Annotated in this window: 14 protein-coding genes; 11 read left to right on the top strand and 3 right to left on the bottom strand. The window is 65.4% G+C overall.

The genetic code is table 11. From position 1 onward, the window contains the following. Positions 1-100 precede the first annotated feature (100 nt). Entirely contained in the window at positions 101-1,105 is a 1,005-nt protein-coding gene (locus ACOI2T_RS11215; protein WP_409501259.1) for an acyl-CoA dehydrogenase family protein, read from the top strand. After that, positions 1,106-2,281: an acyl-CoA dehydrogenase family protein gene (locus ACOI2T_RS11220; RefSeq protein WP_409501260.1), complete on the top strand. Its 1,176-nt coding sequence runs from the start codon at positions 1,106-1,108 to the stop codon at positions 2,279-2,281. 80 nt (positions 2,282-2,361) lie between these two features. Here the strand turns inward: ACOI2T_RS11220 and ACOI2T_RS11225 are convergent, their stop codons facing one another. Together ACOI2T_RS11225 and ACOI2T_RS11230 are read right to left on the bottom strand one after the other, a co-directional pair. Continuing rightward, a complete protein-coding gene (locus ACOI2T_RS11225) occupies positions 2,362-3,696 on the bottom strand; it encodes a TetR/AcrR family transcriptional regulator (protein ID WP_409501261.1) in 1,335 nt (444 codons plus the stop codon). Between the two features lie 42 nt (positions 3,697-3,738). Then, positions 3,739-4,725, bottom strand: coding sequence for an SDR family NAD(P)-dependent oxidoreductase (locus ACOI2T_RS11230; RefSeq protein WP_409501262.1), 987 nt, complete (start codon positions 4,723-4,725; stop codon positions 3,739-3,741). 109 nt (positions 4,726-4,834) lie between these two features. Here ACOI2T_RS11230 and ACOI2T_RS11235 point away from each other — a divergent pair, with 109 nt between their 5' ends. From ACOI2T_RS11235 to ACOI2T_RS11275, 9 genes are all read left to right on the top strand, one after another. Further along, the gene (locus tag ACOI2T_RS11235) at positions 4,835-6,508 is read left to right on the top strand and encodes a nitric oxide reductase activation protein NorD (RefSeq protein ID WP_409501263.1); all 1,674 of its coding nucleotides are present in this window, start codon (positions 4,835-4,837) and stop codon (positions 6,506-6,508) included. A 29-nt stretch (positions 6,509-6,537) separates the two neighbouring features. After that, positions 6,538-7,353, top strand: a complete 816-nt coding sequence (locus ACOI2T_RS11240; protein WP_409501264.1) for a CbbQ/NirQ/NorQ/GpvN family protein — start codon at positions 6,538-6,540, stop codon at positions 7,351-7,353. Positions 7,354-7,431: 78 nt separating this feature from the next. Then, positions 7,432-8,547 carry an ABC transporter substrate-binding protein gene (locus ACOI2T_RS11245; RefSeq protein WP_409501265.1) on the top strand — a complete coding sequence of 372 codons (1,116 nt, stop codon included), beginning with the start codon at positions 7,432-7,434 and terminating at the stop codon, positions 8,545-8,547. A 4-nt stretch (positions 8,548-8,551) separates the two neighbouring features. Continuing rightward, the gene (locus ACOI2T_RS11250; protein ID WP_409501266.1) at positions 8,552-9,670 is read left to right on the top strand and encodes a spirocyclase AveC family protein; all 1,119 of its coding nucleotides are present in this window, start codon (positions 8,552-8,554) and stop codon (positions 9,668-9,670) included. Further along, entirely contained in the window at positions 9,663-10,553 is an 891-nt protein-coding gene (locus tag ACOI2T_RS11255) for an SDR family oxidoreductase (RefSeq protein ID WP_409501267.1), read from the top strand. The genes ACOI2T_RS11250 and ACOI2T_RS11255 overlap by 8 nt, the downstream gene beginning before the upstream one ends. Then, a complete protein-coding gene (locus tag ACOI2T_RS11260) occupies positions 10,546-12,009 on the top strand; it encodes an aldehyde dehydrogenase family protein (protein WP_409501268.1) in 1,464 nt (487 codons plus the stop codon). The genes ACOI2T_RS11255 and ACOI2T_RS11260 overlap by 8 nt, the downstream gene beginning before the upstream one ends. Before the next feature lie 7 nt (positions 12,010-12,016). Then, positions 12,017-13,252 carry a cytochrome P450 gene (locus tag ACOI2T_RS11265; protein WP_409501269.1) on the top strand — a complete coding sequence of 412 codons (1,236 nt, stop codon included), beginning with the start codon at positions 12,017-12,019 and terminating at the stop codon, positions 13,250-13,252. A gap of 76 nt (positions 13,253-13,328) precedes the next feature. After that, entirely contained in the window at positions 13,329-14,597 is a 1,269-nt protein-coding gene (locus ACOI2T_RS11270) for a cytochrome P450 (protein ID WP_409501270.1), read from the top strand. 82 nt (positions 14,598-14,679) lie between these two features. Further along, positions 14,680-15,558 carry a mycofactocin-coupled SDR family oxidoreductase gene (locus ACOI2T_RS11275; protein ID WP_409501271.1) on the top strand — a complete coding sequence of 293 codons (879 nt, stop codon included), beginning with the start codon at positions 14,680-14,682 and terminating at the stop codon, positions 15,556-15,558. Between the two features lie 3 nt (positions 15,559-15,561). Here ACOI2T_RS11275 and ACOI2T_RS11280 read toward each other — a convergent pair whose 3' ends face one another. Beyond that, on the bottom strand, positions 15,562-16,227 hold the full coding sequence (locus ACOI2T_RS11280; protein WP_409501272.1) for a TetR/AcrR family transcriptional regulator: 666 nt from the start codon (positions 16,225-16,227) through the stop codon (positions 15,562-15,564). Positions 16,228-16,393 lie beyond the last annotated feature (166 nt).

Here is a 16,393-nt window from a genome sequence, read left to right on the forward strand (position 1 = left end):
TCGGTGCAGGGAGAGTCCACGTCTGCATGGCGAGAACGACAGATCGTCTAAAGAGAATGCTATTCTCATCGCGACGTGACAGTGCAGCAGGAGGCGGCGGGTGCTACTCGAATTCGATGCCGATCAGCGGCTATGGCAGGAGACCGTGCGCGATGCGGTCACCAAGCAGTGCCCGGCCACGCTGGTCCGTGAAGTTGCCGAACAGGATGTCGATCCGACGCCCCTGTGGAAGAGCTATATCGACCAGGGCTGGACGGAGCTCACCGATCCGGAGAACGCCGTCGAGCTCGCGATCGTCCTGGAAGAACTCGGGCGCGCCACCGATCTGACGCCCTATCTCGCGACGATGACGCAGTTCGCGCCGCTGGCGGGGGACCGGTTCGACACCGCGCATGCCGGCACTGCCGTCTACAGCGGGGTGGCCGCCCACCGCGACGCCTCGGGCTGGGTGCTGACCGGCACCGCCCATCACGTCCTCGACGGTGACCGTGCCGAGTCGCTCGCGGTCGTCACCGACGCCGGTGTGTTCCTGATCGACGCGGGCAAGGCCATCGTCCGCCGCAGCCCGATATTCGATCCGGTACTGCATGTCGCGGAGGTGTCGTTCGACGACGTCCACGTGCCGGACACCGACCGTGTGCACGCCGACACCGACAAGGCACGGCATCTGGCGTTGACCGGGATGGCGGTGACCACCGTCGGCGCCTGCCAACGCGTCCTCGACCTCGCGCTCGAGCATGTCAAACAGCGTCAGCAGTTCGGGGTGGCGATCGGGTCGTTCCAGGCCGTGCAGCACAAGGCCGTCGACATGCACGTCGCGATCGAACGTGCCCGCGCCCTCTCGTACTTCGCCGCACTGACCATCGCGGCCGACGATCCCCGGCGCCGGCTGGCTTCGGCGATGGCCAAGGCCGCGGCGGGGGAGTGCCAGGCAATCGTGTTCCGTCACGGCCTGCAGTTGTTCGGGGCCATGGGCTTCACGTGGGAGAACGACGTGCAGTTCGCGTTGAAGCGGGCCAAGGCAGGCGAGCTGCTGTTGGGCGGCGCGGCCGAACACCGCGCGGTGATCGCCGCCGAGTACCGCACGAGCTACAGGGGTCTGTAAATGCAGCTGACATTCGATTCCGACGTCGAGGAGTTTCGCGCCGAGTTCGCCGCGTTCCTCGATGCCAACCTGCCCTCCGAGGCGCAGACTTTGGAGCGGCCCCGGTCGGTGTCGCACATGCCGCAGTGGGCACGCGACTGGCAGCGGCTGCTGTTCGACAACGGTTGGCTGCTGCCGGCCCAGCCGCCCGAGTTCGGCGGACGCAACGCCAGCGTGGTGCAGACTTTCGTCCACCTCGATGAGCTGTGCCGGCGGCGGATCTACCACAGCTTCAATCCGCAGGGCGTCAATATCATTGCGGCGTCGCTGCTTACATTCGGCTCGGACGAGCAGAAGCGCCGCTGGGCGGTGCCGGTGCTGCGTGGTGAGCGGACGGCGTCCCTGGGTATGAGCGAACCGAGCGCCGGCTCCGACCTGGCGTCGCTGCGGACCCGCGCGGTGCTGGACGGCGACGAGTTCGTGGTCAACGGACAGAAAGTGTGGACTTCTGGCGCGCACGACGCAGACTTCCTGCTGACCTTCGTCCGTACCGACCCGGATGCACCGAAGCACAAGGGAATCAGTGCGCTGATCATCCCGACCGACACCCCTGGTGTGGTGTGCCGGCCATTCGCCGACATGACCGGTCAAGAGAACCTCGACTTCAACGAGGTCTTCTTCACCGATGCCAGGTTGCCCGCCGAGAACCTCGTCGGGCCGCTGAACGGCGGCTGGGGTGTGGCCAACGGATCGCTCGGCCATGAGCGCACCATGATGTGGCTGGGTTTTGCCGACCGCATCGACAACATGCTCGCCGATTTCGAGCCGCGCACAGAGCTTGAGCGTGACCAGTACGCCACCACGATCATGGACTACCAGGCGTTGCGGGCCATGGGTTCGGCCGCACTCGCGAAGGCGTCGCGTGGCGAGGCGGACACCGCGTCGGTGTCGGTGCTGAAGCTGTTCGGCTCCGAGGCTGAGCGCAACGCATTCGAAAACGCCTTGACCGCAGCCGGTCCCGACGGGTTGATCCATCCCTCGACCACCGGCCCGTACGAACACATGAACCTCGACCACTATTTCGCGAGCTGGTTCGAGCGCTACGCCCGCAGCTTCGGCGGCACCATCGCCGGTGGCACCTCGGAGATTCAGCGCAACATCATCGCGACGCAGGTGCTAGGCCTGCCGCGGCACTGACTTTCCTTGCGCGAGCAGACGCGTGGGTACCGCGGAAAGCGAATTCCGGGGTACCCACGCGTCTGTTCGCGCTCATGAGGTCAGCGGCGGACGGCGATGCCCCGGAGTACGGTGTCGCGAGCCAGGATCAGCGCGTTGCGCGTGCCTATCTGCTGAAGGATGTTCTCGGGGATCCACTGCTCACCGATGATGCACCGGGTCAACATGTCCGCTGTTGGGCTGTCGACATGTATCTCGCCGGCGCGAATTCCTTCGCCCAGCAGAGCTTTCATTTGACGGATCCGGGTGGTGAAGGACCATGCGGGGTTGGCCGTGTCGGGCGGGGAGTGACGCAGCCACGCCAGTTGGATGCGGAATTCGTCGGGAAACTGGTCGAGCGCGTTGATGTTCAGCCAGCTGAGGGCATCGAGCTTCTGCACCGTCGTGGAGTCCGACCGGACGATGTCGGTCCAGGCCCCGCCGACCTTGTGGCCGAACTCGAGCATGATCGACATCAGCAGTTCGTCTTTCGAGCCGATGATGCGGTAGACGGTCCCGGTACCCAATCCCGCCGCGGACGCGATGTCGCGGATCGTCGTCATCTCATAGCCACGGCGACCGAACTCCGTGCGCGCCACTGCACGCAGATGGGCGGCCTTGAGGTCGGTGTCGTCCTCGGTGTCGTCCCAGCTGTCGATGACGGCTTGCGCTGCGGCGAAGGCCTCCGACCGATCGAGCTCGGTATCCGACGGAGGATCGACGGCGAGACCTTGCAGGGCGATCCGGCTTTTCAGCGTGGCCAGCTGGTCGGGGGAGGCCTTGTGCCGGATGACGTCGAGGCCGACATGCAGCATGCTCTGGCACAGCCGGTCTGCCAGGGTGGGAAGGTCGACGTCGGACCGGATGTCACCGCTCCAGCGGCCGGCACGTAGGGCCTGCAACATCGCCGCCTGGATCTTCGACGGTCGGCGGGCAGTCAGTTCGATGAGTTCGGGGTCTGCGCTCGGCCCCTCGAAGAACGACATCTGCAGGGCGGCCCGATGTTCGACCGCGCACCGGGCGATGGCGCATCCGAGCGCCGTGATCTGTTCGGTGGCGGGACCGGTGTCGGGCTCGTCGAGGCGTTCCAGCGCGAAGTCGCCGATGCGATCCAGATCGGCGTGATAGAGCCGGATCAGCTCGACGAGGATCGCTTCCTTTGATTCGAAGTGGTGATAGAGGCTGCCCGCGAGAATGCCTGCCGCATCGGCGATCTGCTGCAGCGAGCTGCGCAGTCCGGTGGTGGCGATGACGGAGTTCGCGGTCTTGAGGATCTCGGTACGTCGCGTGGGATCGGCTGCGGCGGCGTCGGGAACGGCGGTGAGCTTGGCCGCGGCCGCGCTCTTCTTGGTCGACGGACGGCCGCGTTTGGGGTTTCGCCCTGCAGCCACGGCCATCGCCCCTCCTTCGTGTGCGCCGACAGAGACCGGAACTCGATCCTACCGATCGGCCACCGAACTGCGGGGTTTCGGGAACGCGACGTCGGCGTTGTCGGGCATGGCACTGATGCCGCGTCGGTCACACACCTGCAATACCTCGTCGACGATGGAGTCCGGCACGATGAAGGCGTCGGTGGAGGACAGTTCGTCCAAGTGTTTCTCGATGTCTTCGGCCGAGGGCTCACTGTCCGCGTCGGCCAGCCAGCCGTCGCTCAGGCCGACGAACACCCGAGCGTAGCGTCCGGCGCACGCCGAGTAATTGCGGTGCGTGAAGGTGCAGCTTCCGCTCGCCAGGAACGTCACCAGCGGCACGACCAACTCGGGACGAATGGCACGCATGAAGCCGGACTCCGCGAGAAACCTCTCGTCTCCGACCGTCTCGGTGACCATTCGTGAAAAGCCCGTCGGTAGAACGGTATTTGAACTGATTCCGTACGCTGCCCCTTCGATCGCGATGACGTTGGACAGGCCGACGAGCCCGGTCTTGGCCGCGGCGTAGTGGGCCTCCATCGGTTGTCCGAAATTGCCTGCCGACGAAGAGATGAACACGAATCGCCCGTAGCGCTGCCTCATCATCACCCGGTATGCGGGTTGGCTCAGATAGAAACCGCCGTCGAGATGCACCCGAAGCATGCGCCGCCAGTCGTCCACGCTGAGTTGTTCGAACGGAATGCTGTTGAAGATGCCTGCGTTGCTGATCACGGCATCGAGCCGGCCGAAGTTCTCGATGGCCGAGTCGACGATCGCCTGTCCACCTTGGGCAGTGTCCACCGACTCGTACGATGCAACCGCCCGATCGCCGGCTTTCGTTATCTCCTCCACGACCTGGTCGGCGACGCTGGTATCCGAGCCTTCGCCGTGCATGGTGCCACCGATGTCGTTGACGACCACCGACGCGCCGCGGCGAGCCAGATCGATGGCATAGAGCCGGCCCAGCCCGCGTCCCGCGCCGGTCACCACGGCAACCTGGCCGGTGAAGTCGATCATGTTGCACTCCTCGCTCATTCGCATTCCGCAGGCCTGATGATTGACTTCCGGTCGGGCCGAACTCTACGGTGGAACAGATATTTGGTCAACGTCTTGGTGGAGGTGGTCGGTGCCCGGCGAACACTCCGGTCTCGGCTTGCTGGCCTCTGCTCTCGCCGGCCGCCCGGTGGCGGTGGCCCCACTTGAGCCAGGTGAACCGCCATGGACCGACGGTCAAACCATCTTCGTCGACCCCTCGGAGCCCGCGCGTGACCAACTCGAATCGGTGGCGGTGCAGGCGTCGCTGATCGCCGCGGGGAGCCTGGCCCCAGAGGTCGTCGGCGCCATGGTTCGCCATCCACGTCTGACGAAGCGTTATCTGGCCGTGGAGGGGCATCGCGCGCTGCTGGCCAACGGTTCGCTGCTGCCGGGCATTCTCGGGTCTCTGACCGACCACGAGATCGGCAGTCGAAGTGATTCGGCCACAACGTCACTGGCGATCGCCTCGGGCAAGGACGCGCTCGACGATCCTCCCGCGGTGTTCGGTGTCATCCGGCCGAATAAGGTGCTGGCGACGAGCAGTCGTGCGGACCGCCAGTCCGATCACGAGACGCCCGGACACGTCCCGCGCGGACGCGACAGCAAGCAGGCGCTTGAGGAACTCGACGACGGCGAGGTCGACGACACCGACGAACCCGATTTGTTCACCAGCCCCGTCGGCGGCGGTGGCGCGATCGGCACATGGCTCAAGAAGCTGTTGTCCTCGGCGCGCAAGACCGGCAAGGGCGGCGGACCGCCCGGCGCCGATTCGCCGACGCATCGCGTCAACTCGGCCAAGCGTGGCTCGAACGCAGTGGCGTCGTTGGCATCTGCGCCTACCGAGGAGACCTCCGATGTCGAAGCGGACGGCTTCACGTATCCCGAATGGGACGTTAACCGAAAGAGCTACCGGCCGGACTGGTGCACGGTACGTGAGGTCGAGCCGCGGGTGTTGGCGTCCGCCCCGCAGGCCATCGACGCCGCCATTGGTGTGCGACGGCCGCTCGCGCGTCTCGGGATGGGCCTGCACCGTCGTCATCGCCAGTCCCAGGGCGACGACATCGACATCGATGCCGCGATCGAGGCGCGGGTGGAAGCGCGGGCGCGGTCGGTGCCGGACGAGGCCGTCTACTTGGACAGCCTGCGCCGCCGTCGTGATCTGTCGGTGCTCGTGCTGCTCGACGTTTCGGGTTCCACGGCGGAGCCGGGCACCGTCGGGCGCACCGTGCATCAGCAGCAGCGGGAGGCAGTGGCCAACTTGACGGTCGCGCTGCACGACCTCGGTGACCGGGTCGCGCTGTACGCCTACTGCTCGCAGGGCCGCAAGGATGTGACGATGGTGCCGGTCAAGCGGTTCGACGACCACCTCGACGCCCGGACCATCAGGCGGCTCAACAGCCTTGAGCCCGGGGCGTATTCGCGCTTGGGCGCTGCGATTCGCCACGGCTCGGCGGTGTTGGAGTCCCGTGGTGGCACCTCCCGGCGACTTCTCGTGGTGGTGTCCGACGGCCTGGCCTACGACCACGGCTACGAGCGGGCCTATGGCGCCGCCGACGCGCGCCGGGCACTGACCGAGGCGCGGCGCCGGGGAACCGGCTGTGTGTGCCTGACCGTGGGGGCGAGCACCGACGTCGTATCGCTGCGCAAGGTGTTCGGCAGCGCGGCCCACGCGACGGTCGGCCGCCCCGACCAGCTCGCGGGTGTGATCGGCCCGCTGTTCCGGTCGGCCCTGCACGCAGCTGAGATCCGACGGAGGGTGGCTTGATGGCACTGTCCCGCAATGGAGTTGAAGAAGTGAACATTGCACCGCTTCAGGCTGAAACGGCACGTCCCTACTACACGCCGGTCGGGAACGAGGAGTCGGTCTTCAAGGCCGCCTACCGTCAAGGGCTTTCGATCGTCCTGAAGGGTCCGACCGGCTGCGGCAAGACTCGTTTCGTCGAGGCGATGGCTCACGACCTCGGTCGGCCGCTGATCACGGTCGCATGCCACGACGACCTCACCACCGCCGACCTCGTCGGCCGCTACCTGCTACGCGGCGATGAGACGGTGTGGGTGGACGGTCCGCTGACCCGCGCCGTGCGGGACGGTGCGATCTGCTATTTGGACGAGGTGGTCGAAGCCCGCCAGGACACGACCGTGGTGCTACATCCGCTCGCCGATCACAGGCGGCAACTGCCCATCGAGCGCCTCGGTGTCACGCTGGCCGCCGCGCCGGGGTTCGGCCTGGTGGTGTCCTATAACCCGGGCTACCAAAGCGTCCTCAAGGATCTCAAGGACTCGACGCGCCAGCGGATGGTCGCGATCGAGTTCGGTTTCCCAGCAGCCGACGTCGAGGAGACGATCGTCGCACACGAAGCGGGTGTCGATTCTGCGACGGCCGCCGAGCTGGTGCGCTTCGGTCAGGCGATCCGGCGACTGGAGACCGGGGGACTGCGCGAAGTCGCGTCGACCCGGGTACTGATCGCTGCGGGCCGGCTGATCGCCGAGGGTTTGTCCGTGCGTGAGGCGGCCCGGGCGGCGATCGCCGGCCCGCTCACCGACGATGCCTCGGTGAGTCGCGGTTTGGCGGAGATGATCGAGGTCTACCTCGGCGCGGCCGGTCATTGACGCTGCACAGCAGCGCCGTTAGTGTCTGAACAAATATTAGGTTTCTCGATCCACAACCGAACCGGCCCAGGAGGTTGGATGTCGTACGAGAGCACCGCGGAGCCAATCAAGGTCGGCTACCTCATGGACTTCAAGCTGCCGCCGGGGTTCCCGGAGGTACTGCAGGCCTCATTCACCCAGACTTTCGACCTCGTATTCGCCGAGGCCGTCGAGCAGGGTCTGATGGACCGTCCCGTGCAGATGGTCTACCGCGAGGTGGAGGGACTGCCGAAGGGTTCGGTCAAGGCGGTCATCGATGCCTACGGCGAACTCGTCGACGAGGGTTGCCTGGTGGTATTCGGGCCGAACATCACCGACAACTGCGTGCCGGTGCGCGAGGCGATCGAGGAGCGCTTCAAGGTGCCGGCGATCAGCGTCACGGGAACCGACGACTGGCTCGGGGAATGGACGTTCGCCTTCCCTCAAGGGTCGATGACCGACGAACCGATCTTCATCGCCGACCTCGTCGCCAAGCGGGGCCTTACCGATGTCGGTGTACTGGTCGAGCAGAACCTGATCGGCGACAGCTATCTGAAGAATCTGCGAACTGCATGCGCCCGCAAGGGTATTCGCATCGTCGCCGAAGCCGCGATCGCGCAGACGGCGCAGGACATCAACGCCGCGGTCAGCGCACTGCACGAAGCCAAGGCCGAGGCGATCGTGCATCTCGGCTTCGGTTTCGGAATCGTCTTCATCAATCCGGCCCTCGAGGCAGTCGACTGGGATCCACCGCGCTTCACCACCACCGCATTTCAGAACGCGTGGGTCAATCCGATCATGTGGCAGGCGTTCCTCGGCTGGGTCGGGGTCGACCAGTACGACGAGGGCAACCCGATCGGACAGGCCTGGCTCGACCGATATGCCAAGCGGTACAACGGAAGCCGCCCCGAGTACTGTGTGTCCGTCGTCAACCATGACGTCGCCGCCACGCTGGTGCGCGCCTTCACCGACGCGCATCCGCTGAGCCCGCGCGGGGTCAAGGAGGCGCTCGAGCGCGTCAAGATGATGCCCGCCGCTTCCGGGGCGCCCGGAACCCGGGTGTCCCTGGGCAAGTGGACGCGACGCGCATGGATGGGCTCGGGATATCTGGTCGCCCGCACCCTGGATCCGGACGGGGTCAATTCGCATCTCGTCGACCGCTTCGGTGCGGAGTGACGGCATGACGGTCCAGGAAGAGCGAGCGCCGGCGGGAGCCAAGAAGAACCGCGGCAGCCTGGGATCATGGCTGGCGGGCATCGGCTTGCTGGCGTTCGTCGGGCTGTTCCTGGCCGTTTCGCGCACCGAACTCGACCCTCGCGTGGCCAATCCGAACGTGGAAGGCAGACCTCGTCCGGTCGAGTATCTGTTCGGGTTCGACCATTGGATGTGGTTCGTCCAACTCGGAACCGCGCTGCTGCTGGTGACGCTCGTCGTCGTCTTCATCATCGGGTGGCGGCGCAACCCGGGCAGTCCGGTGATGCTGATGTTCCTGGTCACCACGTTGATCGTGTGGCAGGACCCGATCATGAACTGGGCGCCGTTCGCGGTGTACAACCCCGATCTGCTGCACTGGCCGGAATCGTGGCCGCTGATCATGATGTCGCCGACGGTCGAACCGTTCATCGTGTTCGGCTACGTGACGTTCTACTTCGGCCCGTACTTCGTCGCGGTGTGGATTCTGCGCAAGCTGCAGGCGAAGCGGGATCCCGGGGCGTTCGTCTGGCGGCATCCGCTGATCAGCCTGGGGCTGCTGATCCTGGTGATCGGGTTCGTGTTCGACGCGGCACTGGAGATCGGTTCCATCCGCACCGGCATGTACATCTACTCGCAGGTGATCCCGTTCGGCTCGATCTTCGTCGGTACGCCGTTCCAGTTCCCGCTGATCTGGGAATCCCTCGCAGTAACCTTCGTGATGATTCCGGCGGGCATCCTGGTCTACCGCGACGACACCGGAAAGTCGGTCGCGGAGAAGCTCGCGGCCAAGGCGAGAATCTTCCCGACCAGACCGGTACTCGGCACGTTCCTGGTGATGTTCGCGATCATCAACGTCGCGTACTTCGCCTACGGTGCCTGGTTCTGGGCCATCAAGGCCAGCGGCCAGGCCACGGCGGTCGCGTGTCCCTGGCCATATCCCGAAGCGAAAGTCTATGACCCGCAAGGGTATTACCGGGCGAATGGAGCAGAAGGTCCCTACTCGGTAGGCAAGTGGTCCACCTGGCAGCAGGGGCCGTTCGGCAACGTCGACGTCGAGCTGGGTTCGACGAGCGACCGATGCGCATCGGAGAAGGCGCATGGGTGAGCTTCGCAGCGTCGTCATTACCGGCGCCTCTCGCGGGCTCGGTTTCGCCTCGGCCACGCGCCTGTATGGCGAGGGGTGGCGCGTGGTCGCGGCGATGCGGAACCCCGACCGGGGCATGCCACTGTTGCGCGAGGCGACCGGAGCCGTCGAGGACGACGACCGCCTGATCGGGGTCCAATTGGACCTCACCGATGCCGCGTCCGTCACCGCGGCGGCCAAGTCGATCGAAGCGGCCGTCGGCGCGCCGTACGCCGTCGTGCACAATGCCGGAATCTCCGCCGCGGGGATGGTGGAGGAGACGCCGGCCGATCTGTGGGAGCGGATGTTCGCGACGAACATCTTCGGCCCGGTCCAGTTGACCAAGGAGCTGTTGCCGTCGATGCGGGCCGCGGGTACCGGACGCATCGTGCTGGTGTCCAGCCAGGGTGGTGTGCGGGGAATGCCCGCGACCGCACCGTATTCCGCGGTCAAGGGGGCGCTCGAGCGGTGGGGCGAGTCGATGGCCGGGGAGGTCGCACCGTTCGGGATCGGGGTGACGGTGATCGTCACGGGCACCTACGACACCGAGATCATCACCGATGCGGGGACCACCGACTGCCGTCAACTCGACGGACCGTATGCCCGTCATCACCAGACCATGGACAAGCGCGGCCGTGCGGCCATGCGGATGGCGGCACGCTCTCCCGACAAGTTCGCCGCCGGGCTGGCGAAAGCGCTCGACAGCTCGAAACCGTTCGTCAAGACCGCAATCGGACCCGATGCACGAATGTTGTTGATTGCCAGCCGGTTACTCCCTTCAGCGGGCCTGCACCAGATGACACGCCTGATGATGGGGATTCCGCGGTTCGGTGCTCTGCGACCGAAAGGCAAGAGTGATGGCTGAATCGAGGATGTTGATCGACGGCAAGCTCGTCGACGGCGAGGCAGGGACGTTCACCAACATCAACCCGGCCAATGAGCAAGTGCTGGGGGAGGTGTCGGATGCCTCGAAGGCCGACATGCACCGGGCCGTCGACGCCGCCCGGCGGGCATTCGACGAGACCGACTGGTCCACCAACCACGGGTTCCGCAAGCAGTGCCTCGAACAGTTGCACGACGCGATCGAGGGCGAAATCGAGGAGCTCCGCGAGGAACTCATCGCCGAGGTCGGTGCTCCACGAGCCGTCACACACGGCCCGCAACTCGACGCCCCACTGGTCGACGGACTCAAGTACCCCGCCCGGCTCATCGAAACTTTCCCGTGGGAAACCGATCTAGGCGACACCGTGGTCTCGGTCACCGGCGTCAACACCACCCGCAAGGTGTGGCGCGAGCCCGTCGGCGTGGTCGGCGCCATCACGCCTTGGAACTTCCCGTTCGAGGTGACGATCAACAAACTGGGTCAGGCCCTGGCGACCGGCAACACCGTCGTGCTCAAGCCCGCGCCCGACACTCCGTTCAACGCCACGCGACTCGGCAGGCTCATCGCCGAGAACACCGACATCCCAGCGGGTGTGGTGAATGTCGTGACCGCTTCCGACCACCTCGTCGGCGAGGAACTCACGTTGTCTCCCAAGGTGGACATGATCTCGTTCACCGGCTCCACGGCCGTCGGTAAGCGGATCATGGAGAAGGGTGCGGCAACGATGAAGCGGCTGTTCCTCGAACTCGGCGGCAAGTCGGCGACCATCGTGCTGGACGATGCCGATTTCAACACCGCCTGCCTGATCGGCATCGGCCCGCTGATGCATGCCGGGCAGGGCTGCGCGGCGCCCACCCGGATGCTGCTGCCGCGGTCCCGCTACGACGAGGGTGTCGCGATCCTCAAGACCATATACGAGAACGTTTCCGCCGGCGACCCGCAGGATCCCGGCACCATCTGCGGCCCGGTGATCTCGGCCAAGCAGCAGGCACGCATCCTCGGCTACATCCGCAAAGGTGTCGACGAAGGCGCCACGATGCTCGTCGGCAGCACCGAACCACCGAAACGGTTCGACAAGGGGTTCTGGGTCAACCCAACGCTTTTCACCGACGTCGACAACGCGATGACCATCGCCCGGGAGGAGATCTTCGGACCCGTCCTGGTCGTCATACCCTACGAGGACGACGACGACGCGGTCCGGATCGCCAACGACAGCCCGTACGGGCTCGCCGGCAATGTCATGTCGGGCTCCCTGGAGCGTTCGCTTGCCGTGGCACGTCGGCTTCGTGCCGGGTTCATCGGGTTGAGCGGCACCGCGGGTTACGGCGCAGATACCCCGTTCGGCGGCTACAAGGAGAGCGGTGTCGGCCGTCAAAACGGGATCGCCGGATTCGAGCAGTACACCGAAATCAAATCCGTCGCGTATCCGGCCGGCTAGGAGCAGCATGGAACAACTTTTTGACGACCTGGAGGACTTCGGGTCCTTCGACGATGCCGTCTCCGGTGATGTCCGGGACCCCTACCCGGAACTCGCCAGGCTGCGGCGCGAGGAACCGATCCAGCGGATCGACATGTCCGCGATGCCCGGGGAAGAGGGCAAACCCGTCTTCATCGTGTACCGCTACGAGGACGCCCAGCAGATGCTGCGGGACAACGTGACGTTCTCGTCGTCCGGCGTCATCGCCGCCTTCGGCCCGGTGCTCGGTGAGCGCGTGATGCTGGGCATGGACGAACCGGTACACGGCCGGCTCCGCTCGCTGGTATCGAAGGCGTTCTCGCAAAAGGCCTTGGCGCGCTGGGAAGACGAACTGGTCGGGCGCGTCGGCAACGAACTCATCGACAGGTTCGCGGACAACGGCAAGGCCGACCTGGTCAAGGAGTTCACATTCGACTATCCGAGCCGGATCATCGCGGGCCTGCTGGGGCTGCCGGAAGAGGACTATCCGCAGTTCCAACGCTGGTCCATATCGCTGTTGAGCTGGATCATGAACCCGGAACGCGGACTGGCCGCGTCGACTGCGCTGTGCGAGTACTTTGCGCCGATCCTCGAGGCCCGTCGCGCCGAGCCGAAGGAAGACATGATCAGCCTGCTCGCCGAGGCCGAGATCGACGGTGAGAAGCTCACCGACGAGGAGATCTTCTCGTTCCTCCGGCTGCTGCTGCCCGCGGGCGTGGAGACCACGTACCGCTCACTGGGCAACCTGCTCTTCGGATTGCTTTCGGACACAACGCAGCTGGACGCGGTCCGCGCCGACCGGTCGCTGCTGCCGCAGGCCATCGAGGAAGCAGTGCGTTGGAATCCGCCGCTGCTGACCATCACCCGCACCACCACCCGCGATACCGAACTCGGCGGCGTTCACATTCCCGCGGGGTGTTCGGTGCTTCCGATGCTCGGTTCGACGAACAGACAGGAAGATCGATGGGAAGACCCGGACGAGTTCGACATCTTCCGCACGCCGAAGGGCAACCTCGGCTGGGGACACGGTGTGCACGTGTGCCTGGGTATGCATCTCGCGCGCCTCGAAATGCGCACTGCCGTCAACCTTCTGCTGGACCGATTACCCAACCTGCGGCTGGACCCGGACGGCGACGATCCCCATATCCGCGGGCAGGTGTTCCGTTCCCCGACGTCGCTGCCGGTGCTGTTCGACCCGCGAGCAGACGCGTGTGTACCCGGGTAAGCGTCTTCCAGGGTACCTGCGCTGGGGGCTCCTCCCGCTTGCGGGGGACTGCTCGCGCAGAGAAAGGATGCCGCACATGACCGACTTCGACAACGTGGATTTCTTCACCGACGCGGCGCTCATACCCGACCCGTACCCGTACTTCGATCACCTGCGCTCGAAATGCCCTGTCACCCAAGCCACCCCGTTCGACGTGCTGGCGGTCACCGGCTACGACGAGGCGCTGGCCGTCTACAAGGACCCGGCGTTCTCGTCGTGCGTCTCGGTCGCAGGACCGTTCTCGGGATTGCCTTTCGGGCCGGGGGACAGCGACGACGTCTCGGACCTGATCGAGCAGCACCGCGGTCAGGTTCCGATGGCCGAGCACATCACCTCGCAGGACCCTCCGCTGCACACCCGAACTCGCGGCCTGCTCAGCAGGCTCATCACGCCCAAGCGCCTCAAGGAAAACGAAGACTTCATGTGGCGGCTGGCCGACCAACAGCTCGATACCTTCATAGAGAAGGGTGGCTGCGAGTTCCTCGCCGACTACGCCAAACCCTTCTCGCTACTGGTGATCGCCGACCTCCTGGGTGTGCCGCACGACGATCACGACGAGTTCAAGTCGGTCTTCGCGCTCGAGACGGTCGGGGAGTTGGGCAAGGACGCACCGACATCGCACAACCCGTTGGAGTGGCTCAACGACAAGTTCTACGCCTACATCGAAGGCCGACGGCGCTCACCGCGCGAGGACGTGCTGACCGAACTGGCGCAAGCCAAACATGAGGACGGATCGACGCCCGACGTCGAAGACGTGATGAACCTGTCGACGTTTCTGTTCGCCGCGGGCACCGAGACGACGACGAAGCTGGTCAGTTCGGCGGTCAGATTCATCGGCGACAACCCGGGAATCGAGAAAGAGCTTCGTGATGACCGCAGCAAGATCCCCGCTTTCCTGGAGGAGACGCTGCGGCTGGAGAGCCCGGTCAAGTCGCATTTCCGGATGGCGCGCACCACCACGAAGATCGGGGAAGTCGAGGTGCCGGCGGGGACCACCGTCATGCTGCTTCCCGGGGCATGCAATCGGGATGAACGAAAGTTCGACGATCCCAATATGTTCCGCCCGGACCGGCCCAACGTTCGTGAGCAGATCGCGTTCATCCGCGGGGCCCACTCCTGCCCGGGTGCGCCGCTCGCGCGCACCGAGGGCCGGATCTCGCTGAACCGGATCCTCGACCGCATGAGCGATATCACGATCTCCGAAGAGCACCACGGCCCACCCGGCAACCGCAACTACACCTACGAGCCCACCTTCATCATGCGCGGGCTGAGCGAATTGCACATCACCTTCACGCCGATCACCTGAACCGGCGAGCAGACGCAGACTCGCACAGAATCGCCGCTGATTGTGCGACTTTGCGTCTGCTCGCGAGAAGAGAAGGAGCACAATGACCGGAAAACTCGACGGCAAGGTCGCGTTCATCACCGGCGCGGCCCGCGGGCAGGGACGCGCCCACGCGATCGCGATGGCCAACGAAGGCGCTGACATCATCGCGGTCGACATCTGTCGCGACATCCCGTCCAACCCTTACCCGCTGGCCACACCGGAGGACCTTGCCGAGACCGAACGGGCGATCAAAGAACTCGGGCGCCGTATCGTCGCGCGGGTGGCCGACGTTCGTGAGCGCCACGAGTTGCGCGATGCCGTCGAGGCGGGAATCGCGGATCTCGGCGGGGTCGACATCGTCGTCGCCAACGCCGGCATCCTGCCGATGGCGATGGGCAATCCTGATCCGATGGGATTCGTCGATGCGTCGGACGTCGATCTGGTGGGCGTGATGAACACCGTCGCGGTGGCGATCCCGCACCTGCCCGACGGTGCGTCGATCATCGTCACCGGGTCCACCGCCGGGATGATCCGCGGCACGACCACCAGTCCGGACATGGGCCCCGGCGGTGCCGGCTACGGTTGGAGCAAGCGCATCGTCATGGAGTACGTCGACGAGATGTGTCTTCATCTGGCGCCGCGGATGATTCGCGTCAATGCCATCCATCCGACCAACTGCAACACTCACCTGCTGCAGAACGAGGGCATGTACGGCGTGTTCCGGCCCGACCTCAAAGCCGAGGGCAAGACGCCGACCCGAGAGGACGCCGAACCGCTGTTCTCGCTTTTCCAGGCGATGCCTATCCCCTACATCGAACCTGAGGACACGGCCAAGCTCGGTGTGTTCCTGGCCAGCGACGACAGCCGCTACATCACCGGGCAGCACATCCGCGTCGATGCCGGCTCACTTCTCAAGTGGCCCAACGGACCTGGGGGCTAGCGGTCAGTCGGGTCGGTGCAGGAACCCGTGCAGGACCGCCTGAACGAGTTCATCGACGATCGCCTCGCGCGACGGGGGTGTGTTCCCGAAGAACGTCGACCGCAGTGCAACCATGCCGACGATCATCGCGACCGTCGAATGGGCGGGCAGATCGGGCTGGCCCGAATGCAATCCGCGCAGGCGCATGCCCTCGGTGCTGATCTGGCCGAGCACCTGCAGTGCTCGCCGGATGTCGGCGATGCCCGCGCTCTCGATCTCGTCCTCGCTGAGTCCATCCGACGCGACGAGTGTCAGCAGGAGCCCTTTGTGCTCGACGAGTACGTCGTAGAGCCGGCCGACGAACTGTCGGGACAACTCTTGTTCGTCGGTCTCCTCGGGGTCGATAGCTTGCCAGGTCTCACCGAACTCATCGACGAACTGGGTGAACGGCAGCACCAGAGCTTCCCGGAAAAGCCCGGCCTTCGAGCCGAAGTGGCGAAACAACAGGTACTCGGTGACGCCGGCGGCCTCGGCGATCTCGCGGGTTGTCGTCGCGCGGTAATCCTGGCGGGCGAACCGCTCACGAGCGGCGTCCAACAGGAGTCGGCGCACCTCGCCGCGCGGCCGCCGGACGGCCTGGACCTCGACGGCGGTCTGCTTCTTCGACGAACTTCGCTGGGACACCGACATTCACCATAGTCCGCCCTTGACCGTTCCATTTGTAATAGTGTCCACTATTAATGCTGGTTTCGGCGTCCGAAGGAGGCAGGTGTGGGCGCAATCATCATGCTCGGCACCCTTTTTGGTTTGATCGCCCTGATCGTCGGCCTGGTGCTGTATTTCGATCCCGAGGCGC

This window comes from Mycolicibacterium wolinskyi str. Jessa 2025 (assembly GCF_049241375.1).
GTDB classification, from domain to species: domain Bacteria; phylum Actinomycetota; class Actinomycetes; order Mycobacteriales; family Mycobacteriaceae; genus Mycobacterium; species Mycobacterium wolinskyi.